The sequence below is a fragment of the Pseudomonas sp. GW821-FHT01C01 genome, assembly GCF_059422645.1.
This window is the reverse complement of the sequence record NZ_JBWKXF010000002.1, coordinates 33,539-45,554: the sequence shown is the minus strand read 5'-3', so window position 1 is coordinate 45,554 and position 12,016 is coordinate 33,539. Positions and strand designations below refer to the sequence as shown.

General features: G+C 59.7%; 12 protein-coding genes. 10 read left to right on the top strand and 2 right to left on the bottom strand.

Features of this window, described 5'->3' with window-relative positions:
• Nucleotides 1-13: 13 nt before the first annotated feature.
• Nucleotides 14-343, bottom strand: a complete 330-nt coding sequence (locus AC07XF_RS01610) for a hypothetical protein (RefSeq protein ID WP_495025129.1) — start codon at nucleotides 341-343, stop codon at nucleotides 14-16.
• Between the two features lie 182 nt (nucleotides 344-525).
• Here AC07XF_RS01610 and potE point away from each other — a divergent pair, with 182 nt between their 5' ends.
• From potE to AC07XF_RS01570, 8 genes are all read left to right on the top strand, one after another.
• A complete protein-coding gene (gene potE, locus AC07XF_RS01605) occupies nucleotides 526-1,935 on the top strand; it encodes a putrescine-ornithine antiporter (RefSeq protein ID WP_495025128.1) in 1,410 nt (469 codons plus the stop codon).
• Nucleotides 1,932-4,217, top strand: a complete 2,286-nt coding sequence (locus AC07XF_RS01600) for an Orn/Lys/Arg family decarboxylase (RefSeq protein ID WP_495025127.1) — start codon at nucleotides 1,932-1,934, stop codon at nucleotides 4,215-4,217. Before potE ends, AC07XF_RS01600 begins: the two co-directional genes overlap by 4 nt.
• 183 nt (nucleotides 4,218-4,400) lie before the next feature.
• Nucleotides 4,401-4,802: a hypothetical protein gene (locus AC07XF_RS01595; RefSeq protein ID WP_495025126.1), complete on the top strand. Its 402-nt coding sequence runs from the start codon at nucleotides 4,401-4,403 to the stop codon at nucleotides 4,800-4,802.
• On the top strand, nucleotides 4,802-5,341 hold the full coding sequence (locus AC07XF_RS01590) for an HD domain-containing protein (RefSeq protein WP_495025125.1): 540 nt from the start codon (nucleotides 4,802-4,804) through the stop codon (nucleotides 5,339-5,341). Before AC07XF_RS01595 ends, AC07XF_RS01590 begins: the two co-directional genes overlap by 1 nt.
• 203 nt (nucleotides 5,342-5,544) lie before the next feature.
• Entirely contained in the window at nucleotides 5,545-5,823 is a 279-nt protein-coding gene (locus AC07XF_RS01585) for a DUF3303 domain-containing protein (RefSeq protein WP_495025124.1), read from the top strand.
• A 216-nt stretch (nucleotides 5,824-6,039) separates the two neighbouring features.
• Nucleotides 6,040-7,653, top strand: a complete 1,614-nt coding sequence (locus AC07XF_RS01580; protein WP_495025123.1) for an arylsulfatase — start codon at nucleotides 6,040-6,042, stop codon at nucleotides 7,651-7,653.
• Between the two features lie 69 nt (nucleotides 7,654-7,722).
• On the top strand, nucleotides 7,723-8,991 hold the full coding sequence (locus AC07XF_RS01575; RefSeq protein ID WP_495025122.1) for an OmpP1/FadL family transporter: 1,269 nt from the start codon (nucleotides 7,723-7,725) through the stop codon (nucleotides 8,989-8,991).
• A gap of 50 nt (nucleotides 8,992-9,041) precedes the next feature.
• Complete coding sequence (locus tag AC07XF_RS01570) at nucleotides 9,042-9,716, top strand: DUF3313 domain-containing protein (RefSeq protein WP_495025121.1); 675 nt, start codon at nucleotides 9,042-9,044, stop codon at nucleotides 9,714-9,716.
• A 160-nt stretch (nucleotides 9,717-9,876) separates the two neighbouring features.
• On the opposite strand, the gene AC07XF_RS01565 is transcribed toward AC07XF_RS01570, so the two are convergent.
• On the bottom strand, nucleotides 9,877-10,593 hold the full coding sequence (locus AC07XF_RS01565; RefSeq protein WP_495025120.1) for a tellurite resistance TerB family protein: 717 nt from the start codon (nucleotides 10,591-10,593) through the stop codon (nucleotides 9,877-9,879).
• Nucleotides 10,594-10,853: 260 nt separating this feature from the next.
• On the opposite strand from AC07XF_RS01565, the gene pcsA reads away from it, so the two are divergent.
• Both pcsA and AC07XF_RS01555 read left to right on the top strand, forming a co-directional pair.
• Entirely contained in the window at nucleotides 10,854-11,576 is a 723-nt protein-coding gene (gene pcsA, locus AC07XF_RS01560) for a phosphatidylcholine synthase (RefSeq protein WP_495025119.1), read from the top strand.
• 2 nt (nucleotides 11,577-11,578) lie between these two features.
• Nucleotides 11,579-11,965, top strand: coding sequence for a DUF488 domain-containing protein (locus tag AC07XF_RS01555; protein WP_495025118.1), 387 nt, complete (start codon nucleotides 11,579-11,581; stop codon nucleotides 11,963-11,965).
• The last annotated feature ends 51 nt before the right edge of the window (nucleotides 11,966-12,016 follow it).

Genomic DNA, 12,016 nt, shown 5'->3' with positions numbered 1-12,016 from the left:
GCCCGCTTTCTCTTTACTTTCGCGCCAACTTATACCTGACACAGTCCTCATAAAAGCTCTGCCGTACAGCAGTCGGTTGCAATCGCGACGGACTGTCATAAGTTTGCTCTGTAATGCCAAGTGCCATCATGCGCATCCAGGATTTGGCGAACTTGTAGACCTGGATTTTCTGGCGGGCGGCGTACAGAGAAACGCCCGAGAGTTTCAGTTCCTGTGCCCTTGCAGCGGTGCCAGCCCCCCAACTGCACATGTACTTATCATTGGTGGCCAGTTCTTTGGCTTGAGCCGAATGGGCTATACCCGCAACAACTAACGGAATTAACGCGATCCATGTCTTGCGCATCTTGACCTATTTAACTGGCTGAAAATGAACTAATTTTGCTGAGGATTTTTAAACTTGGGGGCCAGCATCGTGCCTTTTCTGCAAATTAATGCAAAAAAGAAATGGATAACGCCATTTCTTGCGAGTTTTCAATCCTTTGCTATAGCTAAGACTCTCAATCGCCAACTAAGTGAGGCAACGGAATGTCAGTCGCAAAGAAAATGAGTGTGGGGCAACTGACAATGTTGACCGCCGTCAACATGTTGGGCTCGGGTATTGTGCTGCTACCGACGAAACTCGCGGAAGTCGGTGCGATTTCGATTCTTTCCTGGTTGGTGACGGCCACCGGCTCACTCGCTCTGGCCTACGCCTTTGCGCGATGCGGGATGCTCAGCCGCAAGACCGGCGGCATGGGCGGTTATGCCGAATACACGTTCGGTAAAGCGGGTAACTACATCACCAACTACACCTACGGTCTGTCGCTGTTGATTGCCAACGTGGCGATCAGTATTACCGCGGTCGGCTATATCCAGGTGTTGTTCGGGATAAAACTCGATTCCCTTCAAGTAGGTCTGGCGACTATTGCTCTGTTGTGGATCACCACCTTCGCCAACTTTGGCGGTGCGCGCATTACCGGCCGGATCGGCGCGGTGACGGTCTGGGGTGTGATTGCACCGGTGGTGTTGGTATCCACTGTCGGCTGGTTCTGGTTCGACAGCAGCGTGTACGCCGCTGGCTGGAACCCTCACGACAAAGGTTGGTTCGAAGCGGCCGGTGCCTCGGTGGCGATTACACTGTGGGCTTTCCTCGGTCTGGAATCGGCTTGCGCCAACACCGACGCGGTGGAAAACCCAGAGCGAAACGTACCGATTGCCGTGCTGGGCGGCACCCTGGGTGCGGCGGTGATCTACATCGTTTCCACCAACGTCATCTTCGGAATCGTCGGCAACGAAGAACTGGTTGCGTCCACTGCGCCTTTCGGCCTGGTGTTCGCCAAGATGTTCACCCCAATGGTCGGGGACATCGTGATGGCAGCGATGGTGCTCGCCTGCATCGGTTCGCTGCTGGGTTGGCAGTTCACCATCGCCCAGGTGTACAAAAGCTCGGCGGACACGGGTTACTTCCTGTCGATCTTCGCCAAGGCCAACAAGGCGGGAACGCCGATTGTCGGCATGATGGTACTGCTCATCGCACAAACCGCACTGGCCCTTCTCACCATCAGTCCAGACTTGAGCAAACAGTTCGATACCCTCGTCAACCTCGCAGTGGTCACCAACCTGGTGCCTTACATCCTGTCCATGGCCGCGCTGATGACCATGCAGAAAGTCTCCAATGTGCCGGAAGGCAAGGCACTGGCGACCAACGTCATTGCCCTGATCGCGGCGGCCTACAGCTACCTGGCGCTGTACAGCTCCGGTGAGCAGGCCCTGATGCTGGGCGGTGTGGCGACCATCTTCGGTTACACGCTGTTCGGGTTCGTCAACAACCGCCTGATCCGCCTCGAAGCACTCAACAACAGCGTACCGACGCAAACCGTCAGCGCGCAGCACCTCACTGCCGAACCAGTGCCGGTGAACAATCTGAATAAAGCCACTATGGAGGTTCAAGCATGACGGAATATAAACACTCACTGGGCATGCTGGCGCTACTGGTCAGCAGTCCCCCGGACAAGCGCACGGTGTTTGGCCGCGCCCTGGATCAACTGGTCCACGACGTAGAGGGACGCGGTGTCAGTGTACTGGCCTCGGAAAGTCTCAGTGATGCCGCATCGATCCTGCGTTCGGACCCTGCCGTTCAATGTGTGCTTATCAGATGGGAAATGGACACAAGTGAAGGCCACGCCGACTGCATCAAACTGCTGGTAAAACTGCGCGAGCGCAACACACGTGTGCCGGTGTTCCTGATCAGTGACCGTACCACCGCATCGAGCATTCCGTTGCTGGTCATGCAGCACGCCGACGACTTCATCTGGCTGCCCGAGGACACCACTCGTTTCCTCAGCGGACGCATCCTGGCCGCCATCGAACGCTATCGTCAGGCTGCGTTGCCACCGATGTTCGGCGCACTGGTCAAGTTTGCCCGCACCTATGAATACTCGTGGCATACCCCCGGACATGCCGGTGGCACGGCGTTCCTGAAGAGCACCGCAGGCCGGGCCTTCTACGAGTTCTTCGGCGAGAACCTGCTGCGTTCCGACCTGTCGATCTCGGTCGGCGAACTGGGCTCCCTGCTCGATCACAGCGGACCTATCGGCCAGGGCGAGCGCTATGCCGCCAAGGTCTTCGGCGCCCACCGCACTTACTACGTGACCAACGGTTCGTCGATGTCCAACCGCGTCATCCTCATGGCCAGCGTCACGCGCAACCAGATCGCTCTGTGCGACCGCAATTGCCACAAGTCCGCCGAGCATGCGATGACCCTGTCCGGGGCGATTCCGACCTACCTGGTGCCGACCCGCAACCGCTATGGCATCATCGGCCCGATCCTGCCGCAGACCCTGAGCGCCGAAGGCGTGAAAGTCGCCATCGCCAACAACCCGTTGGTCAAGCAAGGCATCGATCCGACGCCCGTACACGCGATTGTCACCAACTCAACCTACGACGGCCTGACCTACAACGTCACCCGCGTCGAGGAGCTGCTGGGCGAAAGCGTCGACCGTCTGCACTTCGACGAAGCCTGGTACGGTTATGCGCGCTTCAACCCGCTGTACAACGGACGCCATGCCATGCACGGCAACCCGGCAGATCACGACAAGTCCAAACCGACCGTGTTCGCCACCCAGTCGACCCACAAATTGCTGGCCGCCCTGTCCCAGGCCTCGATGATCCATGTGCGCGACGGCCGTAACCCGATCGAGCATGCGCGCTTCAACGAGTCGTACATGATGCACGCCTCCACGTCGCCGAACTACGCGATCATGGCGTCCTGCGACGTCAGCTCGGCGATGATGGAAGCGCCGAGCGGACAGATCCTCACCAACGAATCGATTGAAGAAGCGATCAGCTTCCGCCAAGTTCTCTCGCGCATGCATAACGAAATGCTGAGCAAGGACGACTGGTTCTTCACCTGCTGGCAACCACCGACCGTACAGGTTGGCGCAGCGACCGTGCCGTTCCATGAAGTCGACCCGGCTACGCTTAAAACCGATCCGAACTGCTGGGTCCTGCACCCGAATGCGGTATGGCACGGCTTCGGCGACATCGAAGATGGCTACTGCATGCTGGACCCGATCAAGGTCTCGGTGCTCAGCCCGGGCATGGGCGACGACGGCAACCTGCTCGCCTCCGGTATCCCGGCCTGTGTGATCACGGCGTACCTGGGTCGTCAGGGTATCGTGGTCGAGAAAACCACCGACTTCACCATCCTGTTCCTGTTCTCCATCGGCATCACCAAAGGCAAATGGGGCACGCTGCTCAACGCGTTGCTCGACTTCAAGCGTGACTACGACGACAACGCCGAACTCGAGCTGTGCCTGCCCGACCTGTACAACGCCAACCAGCAACGCTATGCCGGCATGGGCCTCAAGGATCTGGCCGACGAAATCTTCGCCGCCATGAAGAAACACAAGACCACCGCCAACATGTCCCAGGCCTTCGGCACCCTGCCAAAAGCCGAGTTCAGTCCGGTGGAGGCCTACGAAAAACTGGTGCGCAACGACATCGAACTGGTCACCCTCGAGCAAGCCGCCGGGCGCCTCGCCGCCACCGGTATCGTGCCGTATCCACCAGGCATCCCGTTGCTCATGCCCGGCGAGAACGCGGGTCCGGCGGACGGTCCGTTGCTGGCGTATCTCAAGGCGCTGGAAGCCTTCGACAAATCCTTCCCCGGCTTCACCCACGACACCCACGGGATCGAAGTCGAGGATGGTGTTTATCGGATGCTGGTCTTGAAGTAAGTCAAGCAGGCTCACCGCAACCCCTGTGGGAGCGGGCTTGCTCGCGAAGGCGTAGTGTCAGTCGACGCAATTGTCGAATGACAGGACGCTTTCGCGAGCAAGCCCGCTCCCACAGGTTTAGATCGCCTTCACGTCAAAATCCCTATGGGCAAACTCAATCACACAGCTCTATGATTGATCCCCATGACCACCACTGCTGCGATTCGCCAACCCTGCCCGCCCGGTGCCTGCGACTGCGGGCGTGACCCGTTGCTGGAAACACCGGGGGCGGACCTGCGCATTCTGTTTCTGACCCGCAACGAAGAAAAACGCCTGATCGAACGCCTGGAAAACCTGCAGAGCCTGAGCGACCTGGAGCATGTGCAACGGCGCATGTTCGAGCAGTTGGGCATTCGCGTGGACATCGCTCCCGGTTTCAATGAGGTGCGCACCATGCGCGGCATCGGCATCCAGATCGGCGAACTGCCGGGGCTGTGCCGCAAGACCCGCACCAACATCCCGGCCGCCATTCGCCGGGCCATGGAAAAGCGACCGGAGATTGCCTACGAGCTGCTCAATGCCAACGACCTGTTGCGTGACGCCTGATGAAACCCATTCTCGAATTCCCCCTCATCGACGAGATTCTCACCTCGTTCGCACTGGCCATCGGTGCCGACCTGCAGGGCTACTGCAACCACATTTATCGGGTATTGAATTTCCATACCGCCCTCAACGGTGCCGAAGGCCTGCCCTCGGAGGCCGTTCAAATCGCGGCGGCGTTTCACGACCTGGGCATTTGGACCGATGACACCCTTGACTACCTGCCCCCGTCCATTGCCCTGGCCACTGAATATCTCGACAGCCGACAACGCTCCCAACTGAACGCAGAAGTCAGCGCGTTGATACTTGAACATCACAAGCTGCGCCGATATCGCGGCGCCTACGCCAACAGCGTCGAACCCTTCCGTCAGGCCGATCTGGTGGATGTGTCCCTGGGACTGGTCCGTTTCGGCTTGCCCCGCCCCTTCATCAAAACCGTGCAGTCGGCCTTTCCCGACCATGGTTTTCACTCGATGCTGATGAGGCTTTCAGCAAAGCAATTCATCCACTCGCCGTTGCGGCCGCTGCCCATGTTTCGCTGGTGAAACAGGCATCTGTTACCCCCTCGAAAATGCACCGGAACAGGATCAGCGGTCGTACATGAATCGCGGGGCACTGCTATGCCTTCCTTGGGAGATTTTGCCGCAAGCCAGCCAGGACGGAGCTGGAAACCCATGCGTGGCCACGGCCCCGGCGCCAGCCAGGTACGCGCAGACAACAGGTGCCAGTGCGCAACAGGAGGTGGCCGATGTTATTCATCGTCAGTTGGACAATCAGTCCGGACAACCGTGATGCCGCAATCGCACGTTTTCTCAAAACCGGTGGCGCGCCACCCGCAGGCGTCACCATGCACGGACGCTGGCATGCCGTAGGGAGTTCGGCCGGCTTCGGCATTGCCGAGGCGAATGATTTGGTGCCGATTCAAAAGTGGGTGCTGGAATGGAACGACCTGATGAGCATGGACGTGCACGCCGCATTGACCGATGAGCAAATTGCACCATTGCTGGCCGCCACTGCTGCCCGGTAATGACGATGGGGGCGGCGAGTATCGCTCGCCGCCCGATTCGACCGGCGCATTTACCGGTACGCCATTTCAGTGCAAGTGCCTGAATCGCTGACTTTCTGGCTATTCATTACTGGATATTTCGCAATTCAAACCTACGCTCTTCGCGGGGGGTTACGAATTTCAACGGCGGCTGGGGGCGCGTCTCTATGTACTAACGCAAGTACGCAGGAGCTCGACATGAACCGGACAACCTTATCCTCGATCTTCGCTATCCCCCTGTTACTGCATGCAATGGTATTTCCTGGCCTGACCCTGGCCGCCGACAAAGCCCCCAACATCCTGGTGATCATGGGCGACGATATCGGCTGGTCGAATATCGGTGTCTACAACCAGGGCATGATGGCCGGCAGAACCCCCAATCTCGACCAACTCGCGAATGAAGGCATGCGTTTTACCGACTATTACGCCGAAGCCAGTTGCACCGCCGGGCGCGCCAACTTCATCACCGGCGAACTGCCGATTCGTACTGGCATGACCACCGTCGGCCAGGCCGGCTCGCCCGTGGGTATTCCCGCCGAAGCCGTCACCATCGCGACCGCACTCAAGGCCATGGGGTACGCCACCGGCCAGTTCGGCAAGAACCACTTGGGCGACCTGAACCAGTTCCTGCCCACCGTCCACGGTTTCGACGAATTCTTCGGCTACCTCTATCACCTCGACGCCATGGAAGACCCGGCGCACCCCAATTATCCGAAGGAACTGCTGGAAAGCGTCGGCCCACGCAACATGGTCCACAGCTGGGCCACCACCACCGATGACGCCACGGTGATGCCGCGCTGGGGCAAGGTGGGCAAGCAGAAAATCGAAGACGCCGGCACGCTCTATCCGGAGCGGATGAAAACCATTGACGACGAGATTCGCGACAAGGCCTTCTCTTTCATCGACAAGGCCAAACAGGACAACAAACCGTTCTTCGTCTGGCTCAACCCGACCCGCATGCACATCGTCACGCACCTGTCCGACAAGTACCAGGCCATGCGCAACGCGGAGAATGGCTGGTCGGAACAGGAAGCCGGCATGGCGCAGCTCGATGACATCGTCGGCGACGTCATGGCGAAGCTGAAAAAAGACGGCATGGACGACAACACCATCGTGATTTTCACCACCGACAACGGTGCGGAAAACTTCACCTGGCCGGACGGCGGCACCACCCCGTTCGCCATGGGCAAAGGCACGGTCATGGAAGGTGGCTTCCGGGCGCCAGCGATCATTCGCTGGCCGGGCAAGGTACCGGCCAACCAGGTCGCCAACGGCATCATGTCCGGCATGGACTGGTTCCCGACCCTGGTCGCAGCGGCGGGTAACCCGAACATCACGGCAGAGCTGCTCAAAGGCAAACAATTGGGCGACACCACCTACAAAGTTCACCTGGACGGCTATGATCAAACTCCAATGATCACCGGAAAAGGGCCGTCGAACCGGCATGAAATCTTCTACTTTGGAGAGAGCGCCCTGGGTGCGATCCGCATCGATGACTTCAAGTACCGCTTCATCGATCAGCCCGGAGGCTGGCTGGGTGCCAAGGTCACGCTGGACATGCCGATTCTGACTAACCTGCGCCTCGATCCGTTCGAACGTGCCGGATGGCCGGAAAACATGGCGGCCAATGGTTCGCTGGAATATTTCGAGTGGTTCAAATTCCAGTTCTGGCGTTATGTGTTTGTGCAGCAACAAGTGGTCAAACTGGCCGAAACAGCCGTGGAGTTTCCGCCGATGCAGAAAGGCGCGAGCTTCAATCTTGAAGCGGTCAAGGCCAAGATCGAAGCGGCCCGGGCAGCCATGGCCAAGTAAACAGCCGAAACCATGGGTGGCCGGCACAGGCCACCCACATTCGAAATGGACATTTGCTGAGGTAGTTACATGCGCACATGCACACTGGCTCTACCTGCCTGTACGCTACTTGCCCTGTGCTGCCAGCCAGCCTGGGCCGGCGGCATCATGCTCTATGAAATCGGCACCGATAACACCGGCCTGGCCAACGCCGGTGCCGCTGCCCGCGCCCAAGGTCCCTCGACCATCGCCAGCAACCCTGCGGGCATGAGCTACCTGCCGGGCACGCAAATCACCGCCGGCTTGCAGGTTCTGTACGGCGACCTGAGCTTCGACCGCGACGCCGGCACCAGCGTCCAGGGCAGCGGCAGTGGCAATGCCCTCGATCCGATTCCCGGTGGCAGTTTCTTCATCAGCCATGAACTGGACGAACACTGGAGCGTCGGTTTCGGCCAGTACGGCGACTTCGGGTTGGCGGTCAACTACGACAACGATTGGTCAGGCCGCTACTTCACGCAGAACTCCAGCCTGCTCGGCCTGTCGCTGGTACCGAGCGTGGCTTATCGCTTCAACGAGCAGTGGTCGGTCGGCCTGGGCATCAAGGCCATGTACGGCATGTTGAAGGCAGACACCGCCATCGACCGCTCCCCTTTCGGCTTCACTGACCGCTCTGACGGCCAATTCAAGTACAGGGACAACACCTGGGGCTATGGCGCCAACGTGGGCGTGATCTACGCTCCGCAACCCGGCACGCGCATCGGCCTGACCTACACCAGCCAGGTCGACCTGGACTTCAAGGACCGGCTCGATGTGAAGGGTGATGGACGTCTGCTCGAGCGCGTCAACAACACCGACACCGAACTCGACATGAAGGTGCCGCAAACCGTCACCCTGAGCCTGTTCCAGCAACTCGACCGGCAATGGGCGTTGCTGGCCTCGGCCAACTGGCAGGATTGGTCCGAGTTCGGCGACATCGCCGTGGAGGTCGACACCACGGCATTTGGAGCGCAATCGACAACGGTCGACGCCGGCTTCAAGGACACCTGGCACCTCTCCCTGGGTGCGCAATACCAGGCCACCGAGCAGTGGTTGTGGAACTTCGGTGTGGCCTACGACAGCAGCGCCGTCTCGGACAGCCATCGCAGCGTGGTGGTGCCGATGAACGAATCCTGGCGCATTGCAACAGGAGCCACCTATGCTCTGAACAAGGACACCGATATCAACGTCAGTTGGGCCATGGTCTGGCTCGGCGACATGCCGGTTGACCAGGCCAAGTCTGTATCGGGCAATCGAATTTCCGGTCAATTCGACAATGCCTGGATTCAAGCCTTGGCCGGGAATATGACCTGGCGCTTCTGATGTCCTGCAAACGAAAGAACGACGATTTCATCCAAGGAGTACACACCACTATGAATCTGTCCCGAAAACTGCTCGTCGGCGCTGCGCTGGCCGGTCTGTTGCTTGGCGGTTGCACCTCGAAAGTGACTGAGAAGGCGCAATACTCAGGTTTCCTGTCCAACTACAACAACCTGCAGGAAGTCCAGACGCCTAGCGGCGGAACCGCGATGCGCTGGGTCAGCCCTTCGTGGAACGCGAATGCTTATGACACCGTGGTGTTCAATAAACTGGAACTGTATCCAGCGCCCAAACCCAATGAGCGGGTCAACCAGCAGACGCTGGCCGACATTCAGAACTACATGACCAACAAGGCCAAGGCCACGCTGGGTCAGAAATACCGCGTAGTGTCCAATTCCTCCTCCGCACCGGCGGGTTCCCGGTCCCTGATCATGCGTGCGGCGATTACCGGGGTCAGCGCCGAAAACGAAGGCATGAAGTGGTATGAAGTGGTCCCCATCGCAGCCGTAGTCGGGGCAACACAGGCCGCCACCGGTCACCGTGACCAGGACACCATCCTGTTCATCGAAGCCGAGTTCATCGACGCGAAGAGCAACCAGACCGTGGCCAAAGTGGTACGCAAGGTGTTTGGCACCGCCCTGGAAAATGAGAGCCAAAAGGTTACCGCCAAGGACTTCAAGGCGGCGATCGACAAAATGGGTACCGACTTCCAGGCGTTCCTGAAGTAACACGCTCTTGTGGCGAGGGAGCTTGTTCCCTCGCCACATGGAGTCCGGCCTGAGCTGTTTTTTCATCCCGACCCGCCGGCGCATCCCGGTGGTGATCACCTGCCGAGACTTGTACCGCTCCACTCACGGGGGGCGTTACGTTTCTGCCTCCGACGCCAATTCAGGCACAGCCCCTGGCTTGCTGCTCCAGATGCAATTGCAGCTCCGGCTCGATCTGCAATGCCGCCGCCAGTTCATCCAGATAATTACGCTCGGCGTCCTGCTGGTCGTCCACCAGCATGACGCTGGCCAGGTACATCTCCGAGGCCATTCCAGGGTCGGTGGCCGATTGCGCGACGTCATTGGCATCCAGTGGCCTGGCGACTTCATCGTCCAGCCATTGCTGCAATTGCGGATCGTCGGTGTGACGCCCGATTTCAGCGCTGATCATCTGCTTCTCGGCGTCATCGATCCGGCCGTCGGCCTTGGCCGCCGCAATCAATGCCCGCAGGATCGCATGGCTGTGCTCCTCGGCCTCCGGGCCGGCCAGCAAGTCCACCGTGCGCGGTGCTTCTTGCGGTGCCGACGCCTGACTGCGTTGCCAGGCCTGGTACGCCTGGAACGCCATCATGCCGAGGGACGCCAGCGCCGCATAATTGGCACCGCCACCGGAACGACTTTGTGGCGCACCACCCATCGGCGAACCGCCGCCGAGCAAACCACCGAGCAATCCGCCCAACCCTGCGCCACCACCACCAGCACCACCGCCCAACAACCCGCCGAGCAATCCACCCAGGTCGCCGAGCCCGCCTTGGGCCGACGCGCCAGCGCCGCCCTGTTGCGCCATCGAGCCCTGACCGGCGCGCAATAATTGTTCGAGCAAATCGCTGGTGTTCATGACGCTTGTCCTCTTTTGCAGGGGGTTCATCCAGTCAGGCAACGATAGCCCCCGTCGGCGAATGTGCCAGCACCGTTGGGCTGACGTGCCCTCGCTACCGCGGATTAATCCGGGGTATTTTTTGCCGGCGCAGCTAAGATTCATAGGTGGTGAACCTTATTCCCGGATACCCGGTCGATACCTGCAACCCCACCCGGTTTGCCACCGCCCCCGTACGCGGGGTGATAACTGGCTTGCTTCATTTACTGGAGAACGCCCCTGTGATTTCAACCCTGTACATCGCCAGACTCAAAGCATGGGGCGCCCATGGCTTTACGGCCACCGGCGTGGTCACCGCGTTCCTCGCCACCCTGTCGCTGCTGGATAACCAGCCGACCCATTGCCTGCTGTGGCTGGGTGTCGCCCTGATCGTCGACGGCCTGGACGGTGCGCTGGCGCGCAAGGCCAATGTGCAGTCGGTGCTGCCGAGTTTCGATGGCTCGATCCTCGACCTGGTGATCGATTACCTGACGTATGTGTTTATCCCGGCACTGTTCATCTATCGCTACATCCCGTTGCCGGACTACACCTTGCTGCTGACTGTGTCGCTGATTCTGGTGTCGTCGCTGTTCTGTTTCTGCAACGTCAACATGAAGAGCAAGGACAACTACTTCCAGGGCTTCCCCGCCGCCTGGAACGTGGTTGCCCTGTGCCTGTACATCATCGCCCCGTCACCGTGGATCACCTTCGTCACGGTCATTGGCCTGGCCCTGCTGACCGTGACCCGGATGAAATTCCTGCATCCGTTCCGCGTGCGCCGGTTCATGCCGATCAACATTGCGGTGACGGCCATCTGGCTGCTGTGCAGCTTGTCGCTGGTGCTCAACCATCCGCTGATCAACCCGTTGGTGATGGGGCTGTGGCTGCTGATGTCGGCGTACTTCCTGGGCATCTGCTTGTGGCGTACGGCACTTGAGTGGTTCGACGAATCGCGGCTCAAGTAGCCATGCCGGTTCATATCGTTCAACTCGGATCACCCCGTCGACCTGACGAAGGATTGCGCCTGGGCACGGTACGCCGCCCTCCCCGTGGCGTACCGAAAGCCGAATTCGCCCGTCGGGATTTTTATGATGTCTGGCAGCCGCTGCTGTCGCCGAGTACGGAATTGGTGGCCGAGGCCAAGGCCGCGCAGGATGCCAGGGCCTGGGAGGTGTTCAGGCGCAAGTTCAAGGCCGAGATGAACCAGCCCGCTGCCAGCCAAATGCTGGACCTGCTGGCCGCGCTGTCCCATCAGACGTCCCTGGCCGTGGGGTGTTATTGCGAGGATGAAGCGCATTGCCATCGGTCGGTATTGCACGAGTTGCTGCAAGCGCGGGGGGCGAAGGTCATTTAGCTTGTCTGAACACTGCCCCTTGTAGGAGCGAGCTTGCTCGCGATGGACTCG